Genomic DNA, 17342 nt, shown 5'->3' with positions numbered 1-17342 from the left:
TGAGTATAAATTGGTTAAATTCAAAAACGTAGAGTATAGTTAATATACATACCATAATAAGGATAGGTAATGAAAAGAATAATACTAGCTGTAATTCTGGTGTGCTCAACGGCCTTATTAGGCAATTGTTCTAGTGGCAATCCATGCTGCGGAACATGCGCTAGTGATTGTGGGGGTTGCGGCGGTTGCAATGGGAGTTGGTATTAAGCTATGTAGCCTGGGTGCAGCGAAGCGAGACCCGGGTTTTCATAACTGACGTGGCCATCTATTAGGCCACGTCAAGCTTTCCGGGTTCCGCTTCGCTGCACCCAGACTATAGTCCTAACCAATTTGCTCTCTACGAATGAATTGAAATTTTAATTGGCCAAGATTAATTTTATGGCTGAATAAAGTAATCAGCGCACCAGTTAATACCAATATAATGCCTATAGTACCCCATAGGTTTAGTTCTTCTCCTAAGAGTAATACACCAAAAATAACGACAAAGACCGGTTCCAAAACGGATAAAATAGACGCTTTTTCTGAGCTGATGTATTTTAAGCTGTATAACAACAGGACTATGGGAATTACCGTTGCAACCACTGCAATGCCAAATAAATGATACCAAACATCCATAGATGACGGGATTGTAAAAGAATGATTAAAAAGAGAAACAAGTAAACTCGTGGTCATACAACCTAAGCACACCATAAAAGTAGACATATTGGGAGAAAGTTCATTTTTTTTACTGCCTATCACATAGCAGGCATAAAAAAAAGCGGAAGCGACACCTAGTAAAATTCCCCATAGGTTAAAAGATAACGCATCTAAATCCACCATAAGCGCCATACCAATTAAAATAACTACAATGGCTAAATAATAAATTTTGGGAATAGATTGATTATAAAAGAAATAGTTGAGCAACATAATCAGAACTGGGTAAGTAAAAAATATAACCATTGCCAAACCAGAGCCTATATAATGCGAAGCTAAAAAGTAAAGCCAGGTTGAAATACCATAGAAAAAAACCCCTGTGCAAAAAGCAATAAGCATATTTTTATAAGAATCAGTGGTTTTTTTAATTTTGGGAAGCATGAATATTAAAATAATCATACTGGAAATAAGAAAGCGCCAAAACAACATAGTGCTTGCGGACAAATTACCATGAATCGCGCTTACGCCAAAATATCCAATAAAACCGTAAAGAAACCCAGATAAAATGGCATAGATGGAACCCCGATATTCTTGATTTATCATCATGAAAATACTGCCTGAAAAACGGACCTAAATAAAAAAGAAGGTTGGATTTTTGCTCCAACCTGAACGACTGAAGGTAACTTCAACCTACATGAAAATGTAAAAATAGTGTATCATTTCTTCCACATAATACCATATTGAAAATAAAAAAAACATACTGTATCATTTATCGACTTATTATTGAGATTCTTATTATGCTGCGTTTTGTGCTTTTTCTTTCATGTTTTTTTGTAGTAGTTACTGATGTTTATGCTGATCCTGCTTCATGTACTGAGCATCAGTGCATTGCCGTTGTTGATGCTGGAAGTACCGGATCAAGACTTCATATATTTGCATATGACCTTGATGAAACGAATACCCCTTCTCATATTTCAGAAATATGGTCTAAGAAAGTCAAACCTGGGTTTGCAATGATTGAAGCCAATCAAAATACCATAGATGCATACCTAACAACCCTCTTCTCAGGAGCTCCTGCACAACATATACCTGTTTATTTTTATGCAACAGCAGGAATGCGCCTTGTGCCCCAAACCAAGCAAAAAATTTATTATAAAGAAGTACAAAACTGGTTTAAACAGAAATCCGAATGGCAACTGATGGACGCAAAAACAATTACTGGGCATGATGAAGCATTATACGATTGGCTTGCAGTGAATTATCACATAAGAGCACTCCAGTCACCTTCCAGTCAATCCGTAGGCGTTATGGATATTGGTGGCGCTTCGGTGCAAATTGTTTTCCCAATTCAAAAAAATATCGACAATGAGGGTACACACGTTGAATTGGATCTGTATGGCCAACATATCAACTTATCCGTGCACAGTTTTCTGGGACTTGGACAAAATGAAATGGCGCACCAACTTCTAGATACAGCTTCATGCTTCTCAGAGGGTTACCCTCTTCCTGACGGGAGCTCTGCACAAGGTGATGTTTTTACTTGTGAACACGAGGTATCACCATTAATTAAAATGCACAAAGTTAAAAAAGAAGTCCAACCGCTTCTTGCTGCCAGCCGTATCAGCTCGTGGTATGCCATTGGTGGTTTTCCAAATCTTGTAGAAAGCAAACCGTTCAAGTTCCATGACAATCAGTTAGCCATTCAAGATTTGCTGCAACAAGCAAATAGTCTGGTTTGTCACCAATCATGGGAAAGCATCAGCAATCAATTTCCTAATAATGAATACATTGAGTCCTATTGTCTTTTACCTGCTTTTTATTATGCATTAATGGTAGAAGGCTATGGCTTAACAGAAAATCAAACCGTGAATTATATCCCTCCAGCACAAAATCTAGATTGGACTATTGGTGTGGTACTACATCATTGATTCAATCATTGTAGCCTGGGTGAAGCGCAGCGAAACCTGGGTTACGGCTTATGCACTCACCTAGGCTGCAATGACTCAAATTTCTTCTAACGAAAAATCTTCAATCCTCAATGCACTTGGCTGATTATAAAAAGCACATAAGGCATCGCGAAATTTTTGTGCACGTTGTGATAACCCCTGTGTGCAATAATGTGCGACTTGCTGATAAACAGCCAGTTTAAAGGAGGTACTATCTGATTCTGCCCCATTGAGGTTATCAATACTGATATAAAATTTATGTCCTGCAGCCTTCGAAAGTATCCACTCCAATGCCTGTGGTTTTACTTCAACATGCTGAAATAAAATCTGTTGCTCTGCAGTCCGTCCATCTGGCATATACCAATATCCAAAATCAACTTGCTTTCTACGCGCTTCACCAGCAATAAGCCAGTGAGAGCATTCATGCAATGCGCTGTTAAAAAAACCATGAGCAAAATATAAAGCATTATAAGGGCGTTGCTCATCAGCGGGTAAGTATATTGGCTCGTTGTCGCCTTTAATAAGTCTGGTATTAAATTCTACGCCGAAACAATTATAAAAAAGAGTTATTAAGTCATGATATTGATGCACAAATATCTTTTCACTCATTAATTTACACATGTTGTCTAATTTATACTAATATAATTAAAGAGTCATTAATTTTTATGAATCCACGGAATATGGAGTTCCGATAATAAAAATGCAAAAAAAAGCACTTTCATACAGATTAGGAAGAGTTATAAATAAGCTGCGATGGCCAATTATAGTATTATGGTTACTTGCCATCTTACTCTGCATTCCATTTTTACCCCATATCATTACTCCATTTAAAACAACTGGGTTTATTGATGAGAGTTCTGCAAGCGCACGCGCTGAACAATACATGGATAAAAAGTTAGGCTACAACGATAAAAATAAATTTCTTATTATGTACCAGAGTCCGAAACTTTTAGCGACTAAATCTCAATTCAAAGAAAAAATTAAAAAATCGTTGTCAGATTTAAAGGATTTTCCAATTAAACACGAAATCATTTACCCCAATGATACGCATCAAATTTCCAAAGATAAACACACAGCTTATGTTGCAGTGATTATCAAAACGAATAAGCCTATTAGTGATGAATTATTAGCACAGTTTAAAAAATCAATAAAAAAACCTGCTCATATGACAGTCCTATTGGGAGGAGAACCGCTTTTCGTACAAAACGTGAATACACAGACACAAACTGACCTTTATAAAGCGGATTTTGTTGCCACACCTATAGCTATCATCACTTTAATTCTTGTATTTGGCTCAGTAGTCGCAGCCACACTTCCAATTATTTTAGGCGGTGGATGTGCAATAATCATTTTAACCACACTCTATTTCCTTGGTCATCTATTTACTCTTTCTATTTTCACAATCAACATCGCCTTATTGCTCGGCTTGTGCTTATGTTTGGATTATTCATTATTTTTTATTAGCCGATTTAGAGATGAATTAAAAAATGGATTAAATATTGAAGAAGCAATTGCAACAACCCAAGAAACAGCGGGTAAAGCAATTTTCTTTAGTGGTCTGGCTGTTTTTATAAGTCTTAGTGCCTTATTTTTATTTCCAGTCAATATCTTATTTTCAGTTGCCGTTGGTGGATTAGCCGCCGTTTTTTTTGCGGTATTAATTTCCACGATATTTTTACCAGCAATTCTTGCCGTGCTCAAATCAAAAATTAACTTCTTGTCTGTACGTTTATTTAGGAACAAAAATCATTACAGCTGGTGGCGCTGGCTTGCAGAGCGAGTTGTACGTCGCCCCTATCTTTTTTTCTTCCCTATACTTATATTTTTATTGGTGCTTGGATACCCATTTTTAGAAGCAAAATTTGGCATATCAGATTATCGTATTTTTCCAGAAAACTCAGAACACCGGGCTTTTTATGATGTGTATGCAAAAAAATTTCAGATTGAACAATTAAATCCTATAGTCCTGGTGATCGAATCACCCTCTTCTTCAATCACTTCACGCAATAACTTGTCCAAAATATATAATTTGGTTCATAAGTTAAAACATAATCCATCGGTCAAAGAGGTCAATGGCATTATCAGCAGTAAATCAGATCTAAAAAAGGATCAATATTATACGCTGTATCATTTAAATAAAAAATTACTCGATCCACGTGTAAAACAGTTATTGGAAACAACTACAACCAAACATTTAGCGGTTATTAATGTGATAAGCAAGTATCCAGTCAATTCTGAAGAAACCAAAAATTTGATTAATGAATTACATCACATCAAATTAGGTTCAGGATTAAAAGTACAACTGACTGGAGTCGCTGTAAGTAACATTGATGTGCTACATAGTATTTATCGTGTTCTTCCTTATGCCATCCTATGGATCATTGTATTTTCATACCTCATCTTACTTTTGCTCTTAAGATCGCTCTTTTTACCGTTGAAAGCGATTTTAATGACGCTATTAAGCCTTTGTGCTTCATACGGTGCATTGGTGTTTGTATTTCAGCAAGGATTTATGGCGAATATACTTAACTTCCAACCTCAGGAAATGCTCGATATTAGTTTATTAGTCATTATATTTTGTGCTTTATTTGGATTTTCCATGGACTATGAAGTCTTTTTACTGACTCGAATTAAAGAGGCACATCAGTTAACTAAAGACAATAATCAAAGTATTATTTTTGGTATTGAAAAAAGCAGCCGTATTATTACGAGTGCGGCTCTTATCGTTATCGTGATTTGCTGTTCCTTCTTAATCGCCGATGTATTAATGGTCAAAGCATTCGGGCTGGGTATTGCAGTCGCCATTTTCGTTGATGCTTTTTTAATACGAAGCTTTTTAGTACCTGCTACCATGGCTCTCTTTAAAAATTGGGTCTGGTACCTCCCCAAATGGCTGGATCGACTCTTGCCCAAGCTGTAATCTTGAATATACCAGTAGTGTTTACTATACTGAATTTAAAGGTTTTTTAGTTATTTCTTATGGACGATAATAGAATTTTTAATTTAATTAAGATCTATAAAAATTCACAAAAAATAACTAAGATATCTTTGAATTCAGCATAAGTTTTTAGTTTTTCGCGCTATTCCTTAACTGCCGAATTTAGGATAAAAAATGGCTAATAAAAAAATAATACAAGCCTTATTTGAAGAGCATGCTCACAACGTTCCTAATTATGTCGCTGTTCTAAAAGGGAATGAAAAACTGACTTACGGAGAGCTCAATCAAAGAGCAAATCAACTCGCTCATTACTTACAAAGCTTAGGTGTAAAGCCAGACACTCCTGTTGCACTGTGTTTAGACCGTTCATTTGATTTTCTCATTACGCTTCTTGCCATTTTAAAAGCAGGTGGAGCTTATCTACCTTTAGATGCATCACAGCCGAATGAGCGTTTGTTATTTTTACTTAATGATAGTCAAGCACCAATTTTAATCACAAAATCATCGTTCAAAGATAAATTTACATCCTACCAAGGCTCTGTGATTCTCTTGAATCAAGATGATAGCAGCATCAAAAAACAGCCCATAGATAATCTACCGCCAGCCAATACCGCAGAACATTTGGCTTATATCATTTATACATCAGGATCCACTGGAACTCCAAAAGGCGTGCTTATTGAGCATCGTTCTGTGGTTAATTACTGTAAATGGTTTGCTGACTATACACACTGCAAACCTCAGCAACGAATTGATTTCTCCGCAAATCCTATTTTTGACATGGCAGTCACTTTAACTATTATTCCTTTAATGCTTGGACTAACTGTTGTTCTTTGCGAAGAGCCCGTTAAGAAAGAAGTACCCTCTTATTTACATTATCTCGCGAAATCACGCATTAATACCATCAAGTTAACACCCAGTTATTTTAAAGTGCTTTTGCAAGAAGCAAAAAATCACTTCATTGCGTTGCCCCAATTACACTCCATTATTATTGGTGGAGAAAATTTATCGTCTGCTGAATGCCAATCTTGGCTTAAACTGTACCCCAAACATGTTTTGTATAATGAATACGGACCAACAGAAGCAACTGTAGCCGTATCAACTTATGAAATAAACATTCTAAATTGTGCTGATTTAGATACCAACGTACCTATCGGGACAACTGGTTCCAATATGAGTTGCGTTATTTTCGATACTAATGGTCAACCTGTTCTGGATGGAGAAGTGGGTGAATTATATATCGGCGGAACATGCCTGGATCGAGGTTACCTAAATCAACCCCAATTAACACAGCAGCAATTTATTTCATATGATAATACGCGTTTATATAGAACAGGTGACTTATGCAAAAAACGCGTCGATGGAGTCATTGAATATTTAGGAAGGATTGATGAGCAGGTTAAAATACGTGGATATCGTATCGAGCCTAGTGAAATAGAAAAACACTTGCTGACCCATTCTGCTATTAAAGAAGTTGCTCTACTCGCCCAAAAAGATTCTTTTGGAGAACAACGATTAGTCGCTTACTACATACTGAAAAACAATAATACGACATTAAATGCAAATCAAATACGCAAATATTTACAAAAACAACTTCCTGAATACATGCTCCCCTCAGTTTTTGTAAGGATTGACTCATTCCCACTGACTGCTAATGGTAAACTGGACAAAGCTGCTCTACCTTTACCCTCATTAATTGTTAGTCATAACTATGTTGAGCCGGTTAGTGCTTTAGAGAAAAAGCTTGCACAAATTTGGTCAGATGAATTAGGAGTCCAACTCATTGGTATTCATGATGATTTTTTTGATTTAGGAGGCCACTCTTTATCGGCAGCACGTATTATTTCGAAAATAAACGGAGATTTAAATAGGGACATTAGCATACATGACTTTTATAAAGCCACAAACATTGCCACACTCACTCCAATTATCAAGAGTACTAAAAAGAATAAGAAAAAACGCTTAGACAAACATCCTAACTATCATAAAATAATCAATATTCCTTTGAGTGATTTTCAGTTCTTACTCTGGATGTCAAATACATTTGAGCCTAGAGCACAAAAGCTAAATATTGTTGCTAGAAAAAGGATGTTCGGTCATTTAAATGAGCGCGCTTTAGAGTTTGCTTTTCAAGCGCTTATAAAAAAACATGAATCATTAACTTATCAGGTATTAAAATTAAAACCCGCACAAAAAATACAAAAAGATTATACATTTAATTTGATTATTAATGATCTTACATCACACTCAATGCAACACAGTGAACATGAACTGCAGAAGTCGATGACGCAACTCATTAACTTTTATCCATGGCCTAAAAAAACTCCTTTAATTATTGGTAAATTATTTTATTTAAATGGCCATGAATCGGAACTGCAAATTTGCGTGCCCCACTTAATTTCTGATGACTATTGCACAGATATTTTATTCGCTGAATTATCGCGATTTTATCAACATTATAATCAATTAGCGCTTGAGCAAATTGAAATAGATACGCGTTTTAAAGAGCATATTTTTAGTGAACGCACTGCAATGAAAATGCATTTGGAAGAAGACAGTTCTTTTTGGGACGAATATCTCAAAGATGCCAGCTTATTTACATTTCCGGAAGAGTACGTAATCGCAGACATGCAAACTGCGCATATTCCCTATTCTACTTATTCAGTAATCCCTAGAGACTTATTAACTCATCTCAAGCTTTTTTGCGAACGCAACCACATCAGTATTAATAATGCATTATGTGCCGTGATTGCATTAGCCTTAAGAAATTGCTGTGGTAACTATCAAAGTGAAACTCCTTATACTTATATAAATATTATTCAATCTACACGTGATAATCCAATTTATGATAATACGATTGGCTGTTTTCTAAGAGTGGAGCCCACCAAAATTAGCCTTGATGATAAAGCCACATTAATCAGTTTATCTCAACAAATACGTAACGCGATTATTGATACCAGTAACTATCAACACTGCTCAAACTTAGTCAAACTCTGTTCCATTGGCTCGTTTAAACCTAATATGATCGAAAAATTTTTTACTCATTTAGTTACCCCACTCTATACAAAGCTACTCAAAGTACCATCCATTTATCGAAAAATTTTACAACGATGTGGCAGTCGTATGATGTCATTTAAACGAAATACCAAATTTCTTATTAATCTTAATATCAGAGGCAATTTCGTTGAGTATTCTCATAGAAATTTGGAGTTATTTGGTTTTGATACAAAACAAATTAAAAACAATAATGATGATTTGTTGGCAATAGACTATATTTTTGAAGCCAGTTTCTTGCGCGATGGCAACCAAAATGCACATTACTTAGTTATTTCTGCCAATTTAAAACCCGCGTTTCGTGAGAAAATTGCACAAGAGGTTATTCGGCTCATGGAATCAATAGCAATTGAGAATAATGCGCGTGAACTTAAGTTAAAACGTGAACAGGCAGAACAGTTTTTTTAAATCAATTGAGATTGGAATTCCTACTATTGCTTTTGCCGCAACATTATGAGAATACGGCAAATGAAGTTAAGGTTATTGACTGCTAAACACATAATATTAATGCCGATCTTTTGCAGCTCGATTAATTTTCTGATAGAGTAATTCAGATAAATTTTCGCCCCCAAAGGAGGATGTTAAAAATGATTCGTGGATTTTTTGCAGGTTTAATGTTTTTACTTAGTTTCTCAGTTTTTGCAAATGGAAATGTTGCGGCTTGTGGTAATGCGGTTCCTACCGACGATGTTAATTTCTGTTCTTCATTTAAAACAGTTGCAACGTGTTACTGTACTAGCTCTGGTTTGCCTTCTGGAATGTGCCAAGACATGAATATGCTCTATGCTCGCATGGTCAGTGTATATGGTTCATTGGAAAAAGCATGTGCTGCTCAGCCCTATACTACAAAGCAAGATTGTCTTGATAATTGGAATTGTTATCGCCTGGGTGGTGTAGATTCTCGAGGTAGAGTCTGTAGTTCCAATAAGCAACCCTGTCATTAATTTATATTAAATTATACAGTCAACAAAAAATGATTAAGGTTGGGCTAGCTTTAGCCCAACCAGAAATTCTAATGATTAAAGCAATTTTGGTAGAGTACTTATTGTGCATAATAAAAATTCAAAATTATTTTTATTCTCATTCTTATTTCTTTCAACATCTTTTTGTTTGGCAGAAACTGATAATATGCCCCACCACCCTTTTTATGTCGGTGCGATTGCCGGTTTTGGTTCAACTACCTGGGAAGGCTTAGTTCCAAGTGAAGAAAATCAAAATCTTGCCTTAATGTTATCAACGCCAATCAAAGTTGAAGAAGGAGGAAGTGCCTGGGGTGTTTTAGCTGGTTATGAATTTACTCGTTACTTTGCTATTGAAGCCAATTATGTGCACTTTCCTGAAGCCAATGTTCATTTCGATTCTATAAGTTTATTCAGTTTCGATCACGATGGCTTAGAAGTTTTAACGACTCAAACTGAAGTCGTGACATTGATGGGAAAACTCATGGTCCCTATTCCTCATTCCCAAATGAAAATCTTTTCCGGTGCGGGAGTTGCTGGTGTGCATCGTAAAGATATTGTTGTTAATGACTGGCGTCCTGGACCTGCTTTCAGCGTAGGCGTAAATTATCATTTTACTGAGCACATTACCGGCGAAGTTGCAGGCAATTTTACTGCGGGTTATGGAGAGTCACAACTTAATCCGGCAGATTCCTATTATCCTTTCCTTTATTCAGTTGCAGTCCATCTAATTTATCGCTTTTAAAAGTTAAAAATACTCATACAATGTAAACTCGGATTAGTATCATTTAGTCCGAGTTCACTATTATTTATGCGTCGTTGCTGAAAAAAGTAAAATAGACGTAGCAACTGTCTTGAATTTTATTTTAAGACAGTTGCTACACTTGCTAGTTTACTAAACCATAGCAGCTTATTGCTTGCCCAACCGATATGTTTCGTAGTGTTTCTCTAACTCATGTTTAAGTTTTTCTTTATTCTCCATCCCCAATTGATGAACTAAGGCTAAAGTCTGTATTATATGCGCCGCCTTAGCTTTAGTTACCTTAAAAGAAACCTGCATATGCGACTTTCCAGAATCACTGACATCTGTTAATAAAGCTTTTTTAGTCATCCCTTGAATATGCTGACTTTCTTTGTTTTGACTGGGTATAAAATTTTTATTCTTAACAAGACAGCGCATGACTTGATAATAGGTATTTATTTGCTGATAGCTCAGATCCAGTTCAATAGTGTTGTTTTTATCATAAATATCCATTGTTGAATTTCGAGGCAGAGTTGGATGATGTATTTGCGCTATAAGCCCTTGAGATGTACTCCCTGTAACTCGGGGAAGAAATTTATTTAGCACATAATTCCCCAAAGGACGAAACGCATAACTATAAGGCACTAATACATAATAATAAATAAACGATCTCACAGCTGCATTCAAAAAGAGATGGTGTGTTTTACGCTGAGAGTTATCATACTCAGCAGAAACATATCTAAATTCGGTATCTGCAAAACCTGCGTAATTTAAACAGTGATCACAAAAAGCATTAGGCCCTTGCTTGTCTTTGGGAGGTACTACTTGAATAATTTCCCAATCTTTTTTCCAAATGCCAAAGCACGAAACGGGATCCTTTCCCTGCTTTTGTACTACAACCCGAGGTTTTTCTGTCAGCTCATCCCAATGATCATATTTACTTTTAAATAAAGGATCAAAAAGCCCAGGAGGATTCAATGCATCAACACGTGATATTTTATAATTCCCTTTATCAAGAGAGAGCAATAAACTTAAGGAGCCCCCCAAACTCACCCCACAGACATGAATTGAATTTTTCTGTTGGCTTAGCCACGTTTGAATTCGTTCTCTACCACTTCGGTATAAGGATAATCCAATCGATTCAAAACCTTTAGAATCAGTTTTTATTTGCGTGAAGAAACCTTGGCCTGCAGGATAAGTAGTGCCCATAAAAATTAAGTGGGACTCTGCTTTTTTATGAACAATGGGCTTAAGTCCATAAGCAAAAACTCGATCATAATCATAGGTAAAAAAACGTTGCCACCAAGGTCGTTCTGTTAGTTCAATTGGAGTAACCTGATACTCAATTAACGCCCAATGACCATCAATGCACTGTGGAATTTTAAAAGACTCATATGGAGTTAAATCGCCATATGGAAGCATAGACAAACAGTTACTTAAATATAATTGAACTTGTTCCCTTTGCTCCGCATTCAAGTCTTTGTCCTGCAATTGCTTAAAAAGCTCTAGGAACCCTTGTTGCATGGCCAAACGAACATCTTTTAATAAATGCGTATTTCGCTGCAGAAAAAAAGAGTATAAGACCGAGGGCGTTAAAAATTGAGTCCAAGATTTTGTCCATCCCATAGTAAAAAAACGCAGTATATTGCGCGCTAAAATAGGACCATGTTGAGAAGAATCTACATCATCAAGGGCTTCAAATTCTCCTTGCTCAAAAAACTTGAGCTCTAAGCCTCCTTTGAATGTCGTTTTGTCTAACAAGCTCAACCTCCCTATCCTGTTTTTCCATGATTAATTATAGATGCTTACCTATCCGATACTCGGTGTAACATTCCTCTACATTAGCTTTTAGGGTTTCGTTCTTCCTTCCTAATCGTTGTACTAAATCTAAAGTATGGCGGATATGTGCTGCTTTAGCTCGAGTCACTGTAAAAGGCACTTCGACTGCAGCCTTTGGGGCTTCCAAACTTGCTTCGAGTAGTGATTTTTTGCTAACTCCTTCTGTGTGCTTACTTTTCTTTTTATCATCAGGCAAAAAACCTTTCCCTTTTACCAGACAACGCATCACTTCATAATAAGTGTGTATTTGTTGATAAGTCAGTTTTATATCTACCGTATTGTCCTTATTGTAAATATCCATCGATGGATTGCGAGATAAAGATGGGTCATGCATTTCAGGAAGCCCCTCTTTTTCTATAAGCGCACGTTGAGAAGAAGCTTCAGGATTTTTCTTGTAAAGGATATCTGAGTATACAAAAATAGTGGCAAATAGACCTCCAGCAATAATAAAGAAAGCTACTGCTGGCAAAATACCAGCCGCTGTAAGACCTGCTCCTACCAATAATCCTAATACGGATGCCGAGATCATCCAGTTTTTTATGAGAAAATAACTAAGCGGACGCGCTGCATAAGTATATGGCAACAAGAAAAAACCATAAATGAAACTTCTGCCAAGCGTGTAAAGCCAAAAATTACGTGCTGTTCTTTTTGCATTATCCTGTTTTGCCTCAATGTATGTAAACGTTGTATCCGCAAAACCAGCGTAATTTAAAAAGTGATCACAAAAACAATTAGGCCCTTGCTTATCCGGCGGTGGAGTGACTTGAATAATGTGCCAATCATCTTTCCAGATCCCAAACGCTGAAACAGGATCATTTCCTTGCTTTTGCACGACAACTAATGGCTTATTCGTTAATTCGTCCCAATGATCATATCTATTTTTATACCAGGCATCATGAAGTCCTGCTGGATTTAGCGCATCAACGCGCGACAACTCATAATTTCCTTTATCAATAGCAAGTAATAAACTTAAAGAACCGCCAAGGCTTACGCCACATACATGTATTTTATTTTTTTGTGTGCTTAACCATTTATGAATTCGCTCTCGCCCTGTTTGATAAAGTGACTCGCCAACCGTTTCAAACCCTTTAGTGTCAGTTTTCACCTGCGGTAAAAAGCCTTGTCCTGCTGGATAAGTAGTGCCCATAAAGATCAAGTGGGATTCTGCTTTGTTGTGAAAAAGTGGCTCAAGCCCATATGCAAAAACACGATCTTTGTCATGAATAAAAAAACTCTGCCATGATGATCGTTCTGTTAATTCGATTGGTTTAACTTGATATTCAATTAACTCCAAATGACCATCGATATATTGAGGGATTTTAATGGATTCATAAGGTGTTAGATCGCCATAAGGAAGCAAAGTTAAGCAATTACTTAAATAAAGATGAACCTGCTCCTTTTGCTCCGGCGTTAACTCCTTATTTTTTAATTGCTCGAAAAGATCCAAAAAACCTTGTTGAAACGCAAAACGCAATTCTCGTAATAATTTATGATCACGTTTTACGAAAACAGCATAAGCCACAGATGGGGTTAAAAACTCAGTCCACTGTTCCGTCCATCCCATCATTAAAAAACGTACTGTATTGCGTGCAATAATTGGCGCTTGATTTTCTTGTGCGACACCTTCAGTCGTTTCAAATTTACGTTGTGAAGAAAAATTAAGTTCGATTCCACCTTGAAAAGTAGACTTTAAAGACACGCTCCACCTCCAAATAATTACAGTTGGTAATTATCTTATCCCTGAGCAAAAAGTTTGGAGAACGTTTGCACTTAGCAAAAAAATACCCCTACAAACGTTCTTAATCGGGAACAAGCACTTCTTACCGTTTTTCTTCTTGTAACGAGGTCACAACAGCAGGACGCTCTGCAACAACTTTCATAAATTGCTCTAAATGTTTATATGCAGAAAGATCTAATTTAAAATAAAAAGCCCATCTTAATATAACAAATAAATAAGCGTCCGCTAAGGTAAAGTCTTTACCCATCAAATATGGTCCCTGCGCAAGATGCTCGTCAAGATACTTGAATCGGCTAGTAATGAGACTCATGAAAATGTTTTTTGTTTCTTCATTGAGATTAGGATAAAAGAATATTCCTACAGTTTTATGCAATTCAGTAGCAACATAATTAACCCATGCTAGTGTATGGTATCTTTTTAAATCACCGACTGGAGCCAAAAGCTTTTGACCAGGTGAGCTATCCGCTAGATACTGCAAAATAACCTGATTTTCAGTCAGCACATCGCCATTATCAAGCTGCAGTGCCGGTACCGCACCTTTAGGATTAATTGAGAAATAATTCTCGTTTGCGTGTGTTTTTTTTGTCTTTAAATCTACTTCTTCATCTTGAAAATCAAAGCCTAACTCATTAAGCACGATACGTACTGTTAAGGAACACGCTGACTTAGCATAATAAAGTTTCATATTCACTCCTGTGATTCATAATCATCTGTTTTATACTTAGTTGAGCATACTAGAAACGAGCGATTCTAGCCATGTGTTCTAAATTTGATTTCTGTTTCAAGATCATTTTCTAACTCGGAAACTAGTTTCATAGTAGAGGATGTTCTTTTAAAGAAAGGGAGATAATCCCACAGATACTTTTCTCTTAAAACTTCTAAGGTGGATTTATTTGTTACTTTCCAAGTATGAATGTCTTCTAGTAATGCATCAAGAGATAAATCATTCTTTGGCCCCGCGAGGTCTAAATACTTATCCCTCAATGTTGCAAACTTATCTTGAGTATCCGGAGAGTCAGGTTCTAGACACAGCATCTCTTCCATTCGCGTGTAGAGTTTCTTAAGGACATTGAGCTTGATCTCATCCAAATGCGCGAAGGTCGTTGGAGGTGCTGGAAGTGCATAAAAAGGGACATTTTCACTTGGTTTACCATGATCCAAATACGTTTCATAAGGTAATCCCCAAAGAAAACAGGAAGAAACCATCGATCCGACCGGTGCATGCTGAACTTCTTCGACTAGTCTAATTGCTGAGTGTCTGCATGTGTTATGTATATTCAGTCCATTCACGCTTTCTTGTACCTTTCTGACATCTCGAGAAGGAAAGACGCGTTGAATACTGTATGTTAGTGTGACTAGGTCAGGATTTTCATCTTGAGGTTCACTGGATACTAATGTAGCCGGCTCAGAAGGGCTTAGAGAGCCAGAATCTTCTACTTGAGGCTGTTCAGTGGTATGATCTTGTGCCGTTTTTTGGGGATTTTCCTTTATCCCTGGTTTATAACATCCAAAAGTATTCTTATCCGTTTGGATTGATTCCAATATTTGTACAAACTCCAAATATTGCTCATAAGAAATATCATAAGCTTGATAGCTCATTGGTTGAAGCTCTGCGCCTTCCCTCCAGACCCCTTCATCCCCTAACTTTGATTTATTACTGAAAAAAAGAGCATTACAAATGAACGTCATACTATCAGCATAGTCAGGCTCATCAATTCCACTATCGCCCCATTTTCCTACGCGACAAAGCACGCGCTGGACTTTATTTTTTTTCGGGTCATATATCCCCAACATCACAAAAGAATGTACATCTCCCTTTCTCTTATTGATAGAAATAAAAAAATGATCAGTTTTTTTATTAATTTTAAGCTTGTCAGGTGGGCAAAATGGACTATTTTTTGGTTTTGATTTTGATTTTGGTTTTGATTTTGGTTTTGCTAATGAGGCATTTTCATTATCTGCTGATGGGGTGGCCTTATCATCAGACGCTCCATCATCCACATTATTCGATGCAATATTTTCATTATCAGGCGTTAAAAGAGTAACAGGAACTTTACTTTTAGTCATATATGATAATTTTTAAAGCGGAAAGCGCAAATTATATCATGCGATTTGCATTGTTACTACTATGGCACAAATACAACAATTTGCTCCATCTACTCGAGGTGTATATCTTAGAAAAATCCCTTCTCCTAAATGGAGAAGGGTTAAGAAAAAAGGCTTTACGATATGCATTGTAATTCAGGATAATTTTTTAAAATGGCTTTATATAAACTTAGGTTTGCTTTCATGATCTCATCACCTAATTTAGAGTTAGGATCACCTTCACCACCCTTACCATTTAAAGCAACTACTGTGGTCACATTATTACAAGGCTGCCAAAAATACATCACGCGAAATCCTAAAGTACTTCCTTTATAAACCCAAAAACGTTGCTTCAGTTCTTTATCATAAAGAGACCCTACTCCTAATCCAAATCCATGCGGATCTTCTGCAGTTACTTTAGGGATAGGTTGTCCGGTTTTCATAGAGACCACAGATTCCAGCTCAGCTAAAATTCGCTCTCTATAAATTGGCTTGATCAATGTACCGTGATAAAGTAATTGTACCCAACGCATTACGTCTTCAGTAGTTGCAACGATTGCGCCAGCAGCGCCTGCCCAAGATAAGTCATTAGATATCGTATCAATTAATTTATTTGTTTTTTCATCAAAAAAATATCCATGTACTCTACGTTCCTCAACTGATTTTGCTATAGCTTGGCTGTCAGGTCCTGCAAGATAAAACGAATCATTTAAGCCATTTTGTGAATTAATAATGCGTAATTTTAATTGGTTGGCAAAAGTATCATTGGTCACCTTTTCTATCACTAAACCAGCCAGAATATAATTAGAATTTGAGTATTCAAAAAGATTATCTTTTCTCTTCTTGAGTGGTTTTTCAGGATGAGCATACTTTAATAATTCTTCATCGGTCCAAATCTTATCTAAATGCGCCTCCATTTTTCTGGAAAATTCCTCATCTTCAGAATAATTTGGAATACTACTGGTCATATTTAGTAATTGTCTTAAAGTAACATTTTTCCAATTAGGATATTGTGGTAACCATTTCCCTAAAGGATCATCAAGAGTCAATTTATCTTCTGTCTGTAATTGCAACAAAATAAGTGCAGTAAATGATTTGGTAATACTGCCAATATCAAACAAATTGTTTGCTGTAATCGGTTGCGATAAAGGAGGAAACCCCATAGTACCATGTACTACCGTGTGAGTTTCTTTTTTAGAACTCATACGATTTTGGGGAATTAAGACGGTTGCAGCTATCGCTGAAAATTTTTCTTTTTTACTGTACTTCTGATAATAGCCCTCTATTTCTTTCTGCAACTGATTTGTGAGGTTAGAATAACTATCAGCATAAAGCATTGGGGCAGTTAAAAAAGCCATAAAGGCTAATCCAAATAACTGTGATTTTAATTTCATAAGCATCATCCTTTTTT

At 36.4% G+C, this 17342-nt stretch carries 12 protein-coding genes; 5 read left to right on the top strand and 7 right to left on the bottom strand.

Annotation, left to right across the window (positions count from 1 at the left end; genetic code table 11):
* Positions 1–321 precede the first annotated feature (321 nt).
* Positions 322–1236: a DMT family transporter gene (locus tag Lste_RS05240; protein WP_193393414.1), complete on the bottom strand. Its 915-nt coding sequence runs from the start codon at positions 1234–1236 to the stop codon at positions 322–324.
* A gap of 194 nt (positions 1237–1430) precedes the next feature.
* Between Lste_RS05240 and Lste_RS05235 the strand changes: the two genes are divergently transcribed.
* Positions 1431–2561, top strand: coding sequence for an acetate and sugar kinases/Hsc70/actin family protein (locus tag Lste_RS05235; protein ID WP_058510020.1), 1131 nt, complete (start codon positions 1431–1433; stop codon positions 2559–2561).
* A gap of 75 nt (positions 2562–2636) precedes the next feature.
* On the opposite strand, the gene Lste_RS05230 is transcribed toward Lste_RS05235, so the two are convergent.
* Complete coding sequence (locus Lste_RS05230) at positions 2637–3170, bottom strand: elongation factor P hydroxylase (protein WP_058511652.1); 534 nt, start codon at positions 3168–3170, stop codon at positions 2637–2639.
* A gap of 109 nt (positions 3171–3279) precedes the next feature.
* Between Lste_RS05230 and Lste_RS05225 the strand changes: the two genes are divergently transcribed.
* The 4 genes from Lste_RS05225 to Lste_RS05210 all read left to right on the top strand — a co-directional run bounded on the left by Lste_RS05225 (position 3280) and on the right by Lste_RS05210 (position 10272).
* A complete protein-coding gene (locus Lste_RS05225) occupies positions 3280–5499 on the top strand; it encodes an MMPL family transporter (RefSeq protein ID WP_058510019.1) in 2220 nt (739 codons plus the stop codon).
* A 192-nt stretch (positions 5500–5691) separates the two neighbouring features.
* Positions 5692–8976 (top strand): amino acid adenylation domain-containing protein, encoded by a 3285-nt coding sequence (locus tag Lste_RS05220; RefSeq protein ID WP_058510018.1) that lies wholly within the window; start codon positions 5692–5694, stop codon positions 8974–8976.
* A 170-nt stretch (positions 8977–9146) separates the two neighbouring features.
* Complete coding sequence (locus Lste_RS05215; RefSeq protein WP_237760430.1) at positions 9147–9512, top strand: hypothetical protein; 366 nt, start codon at positions 9147–9149, stop codon at positions 9510–9512.
* A gap of 103 nt (positions 9513–9615) precedes the next feature.
* A complete protein-coding gene (locus Lste_RS05210) occupies positions 9616–10272 on the top strand; it encodes an outer membrane beta-barrel protein (RefSeq protein ID WP_083503914.1) in 657 nt (218 codons plus the stop codon).
* A 165-nt stretch (positions 10273–10437) separates the two neighbouring features.
* Here the strand turns inward: Lste_RS05210 and Lste_RS05205 are convergent, their stop codons facing one another.
* The 5 genes from Lste_RS05205 to Lste_RS05185 all read right to left on the bottom strand — a co-directional run bounded on the left by Lste_RS05205 (position 10438) and on the right by Lste_RS05185 (position 17289).
* Positions 10438–12030, bottom strand: a complete 1593-nt coding sequence (locus Lste_RS05205) for a hypothetical protein (RefSeq protein WP_058510015.1) — start codon at positions 12028–12030, stop codon at positions 10438–10440.
* 34 nt (positions 12031–12064) lie between these two features.
* The gene (locus Lste_RS05200) at positions 12065–13807 is read right to left on the bottom strand and encodes a hypothetical protein (RefSeq protein WP_058510014.1); all 1743 of its coding nucleotides are present in this window, start codon (positions 13805–13807) and stop codon (positions 12065–12067) included.
* A gap of 121 nt (positions 13808–13928) precedes the next feature.
* Complete coding sequence (gstA, locus tag Lste_RS05195; protein WP_058510013.1) at positions 13929–14531, bottom strand: glutathione transferase GstA; 603 nt, start codon at positions 14529–14531, stop codon at positions 13929–13931.
* Between the two features lie 65 nt (positions 14532–14596).
* The gene (locus tag Lste_RS05190) at positions 14597–15913 is read right to left on the bottom strand and encodes a hypothetical protein (protein ID WP_068310906.1); all 1317 of its coding nucleotides are present in this window, start codon (positions 15911–15913) and stop codon (positions 14597–14599) included.
* 155 nt (positions 15914–16068) lie between these two features.
* Positions 16069–17289 (bottom strand): serine hydrolase domain-containing protein, encoded by a 1221-nt coding sequence (locus Lste_RS05185; RefSeq protein ID WP_420324188.1) that lies wholly within the window; start codon positions 17287–17289, stop codon positions 16069–16071.
* Between the last annotated feature and the right edge of the window lie 53 nt (positions 17290–17342).

The organism is Legionella steelei, assembly GCF_001468005.1.
Classification (GTDB): domain Bacteria; phylum Pseudomonadota; class Gammaproteobacteria; order Legionellales; family Legionellaceae; genus Legionella; species Legionella steelei.
The sequence above is the reverse complement of the archived record's forward strand: the minus strand, read 5'-3'. Positions and strand labels throughout refer to the sequence as shown.

Coding starts and splice junctions, on each gene's coding strand:
- Lste_RS05240 (WP_193393414.1), bottom strand. CDS start 1,236: ATGATAAATCAAGAATATCGGGGTTCCATCTATGCCATTTTATCTGGG.
- Lste_RS05235 (WP_058510020.1), top strand. CDS start 1,431: ATGCTGCGTTTTGTGCTTTTTCTTTCATGTTTTTTTGTAGTAGTTACT.
- Lste_RS05225 (WP_058510019.1), top strand. CDS start 3,280: ATGCAAAAAAAAGCACTTTCATACAGATTAGGAAGAGTTATAAATAAG.
- Lste_RS05220 (WP_058510018.1), top strand. CDS start 5,692: ATGGCTAATAAAAAAATAATACAAGCCTTATTTGAAGAGCATGCTCAC.
- Lste_RS05215 (WP_237760430.1), top strand. CDS start 9,147: ATGTTAAAAATGATTCGTGGATTTTTTGCAGGTTTAATGTTTTTACTT.
- gstA (WP_058510013.1), bottom strand. CDS start 14,531: ATGAAACTTTATTATGCTAAGTCAGCGTGTTCCTTAACAGTACGTATC.
- Lste_RS05190 (WP_068310906.1), bottom strand. CDS start 15,913: ATGACTAAAAGTAAAGTTCCTGTTACTCTTTTAACGCCTGATAATGAA.
- Lste_RS05185 (WP_420324188.1), bottom strand. CDS start 17,289: ATGGCTTTTTTAACTGCCCCAATGCTTTATGCTGATAGTTATTCTAAC.